Source organism: Streptomyces sp. FH025 (assembly GCF_017427025.1).
Lineage (GTDB): Bacteria > Actinomycetota > Actinomycetes > Streptomycetales > Streptomycetaceae > Kitasatospora.
Window position 1 is genome coordinate 1 of the sequence record NZ_JAFLNG010001079.1, and the last position, 1,690, is coordinate 1,690.

Here is a 1,690-nt window from a genome sequence, read left to right on the forward strand (position 1 = left end):
GCGTCGTCCTCGGCGGCGACCGGCGCCGCGAACTCCTCGGCTGGGCGAGCGAGGGAGGCCTCGTCATCGAGGACGACTACGACGCCGAACACCGCTACGACCGCCCGCCGCTGCCCGCCCTCCGGGCCACCCTGTCGGGCCAGGTCTGCTACGCGGGCAGCATCTCCAAGCTGCTCGCCCCCGCGCTGCGCACCGGCTGGCTGCTGGTGCCCCCGCACCTGTGCGACGCCGTCCTGGAGGCCAAGCGCTTCGCCGACCTCGGCAACCCGGTGCTGCCCCAGCTGGTGCTGGCGCGCCTGATGGAGTCCGGCGAACTCGACCGCCACCTGAGGCTGTTGCGCCGCCGCCACCGTCGCCGCCGGGACGCGATGATCGCCGCCATCCGCACCCACCTCCCCGCCGCCACGGTGCACGGAGCGGCCGCCGGGCTGCACCTGATGCTGACACTGCCGGAGGAACTCGGATGCAGGGACACCGAGTTGGCCACCGCCGCGCTGGCCCTCGGCGTCAAGGCGCAGCCGCTCTCCTGGCACGCCCGCCTGCCCTACCCGCCGGGCCTGGTCCTCGGCTACGCGGCCGGCTCGCCCGCCGACATCACCGAAGGCATCGCGCTGCTGGGCCGGTTGGTACGGCGCGGGTAGCGCCCCCGGTTCACCGCGGTGGCGCGGGCCTCGCGGTGGTTTCGGCGTGCGCTTGGCGGCCGTGTTCATGCGATCGGGAGGCTTGACACGCGCACCACGGGTGCCATCGGCCCGATCGCCCCGGACTTCGAGTGCATCCCCACCACCCGCCGACTCCGCCCGTTACCCCCCTTGTCGACGATCCGGCAGACGGCGGGGACCTTCAACGGGCGAAGGTCCTGCGCGCACTCGACACCGCCGCGATCCCCTACGCCATCCGCAAGGGACCGGTGATGACCGAAGGCGTCTACCGCGACCCGGGCGCCCGGCGGACGGGCGACCTCGACGTCCTGCTGCGCCGGGAGACGCTTCCGGCCTTCGAGCAGGTGGTGGACGGGCTCGGCTACCGGCAGGGCCACCAGTCCCGCGACGGCGAACGGGTGGTGCCCTTCGACCGGGGCACCCGGCTGTTCTGGCAGGTCAACCTGTCCAACGTGGCTCTGCCGTACATCAAGCCCGCCCACCGTGACGACGTCGAACTGTTCATCCTGGACACCTGTTTCAGCCTCTTCCAGCAGAGCTCGGGCATCGCGGCCGACTCGGGCGACTTCCTGGACCGGGCCGTGGCGACCACCCTGTACGGCGAGCCCTCCCGGATGCTCGACCCGGCCGACCAACTCCTCGACGCCTGCGTCCAGATCCACGTGGAGGCGACCACCCTCTACTACATCGAGATCGGCAAGGACCTGACCGTCCTCAAGTTCCTTGATCTGGCCCTGCTGTTCGCCGAAGCCGACGAACCGGCCCTGCACGCACTCGCCGAGCGGGCCGACCGCTACGGCTGCCTGCCCAGCGTCCGCTACGCACTGCACCACACCCGGCAGCTCTACCCCGAGGCCGTCCCCGCCCAGCTGGTCGCCCGACTCGGCGTGGCGGACCGGGAGTTCATAGCCGGGTACGACGAGTACGGGGCTTTCGACGGGGAGGCCAGGCGTTGGGAGACGGGCTTCACCGAGCGGCTCTTCGCCCCGGGCAACAGCCGCTCCGCGGGCATCCGGAGCAGCGTCCCC

Annotated in this window: 2 protein-coding genes; both read left to right on the forward strand. The window is 72.2% G+C overall.

Features of this window, described 5'->3' with window-relative positions; all coding sequences use genetic code 11:
• Positions 1–641: aminotransferase class I/II-fold pyridoxal phosphate-dependent enzyme (locus tag J0670_RS37450; protein WP_374223248.1), on the forward strand; the 641-nt coding region annotated here is incomplete at its 5' end.
• A gap of 131 nt (positions 642–772) precedes the next feature.
• The coding region (locus J0670_RS37455) for a nucleotidyltransferase family protein (RefSeq protein ID WP_207817238.1) at positions 773–1,690 on the forward strand (918 nt) is incomplete at its 3' end.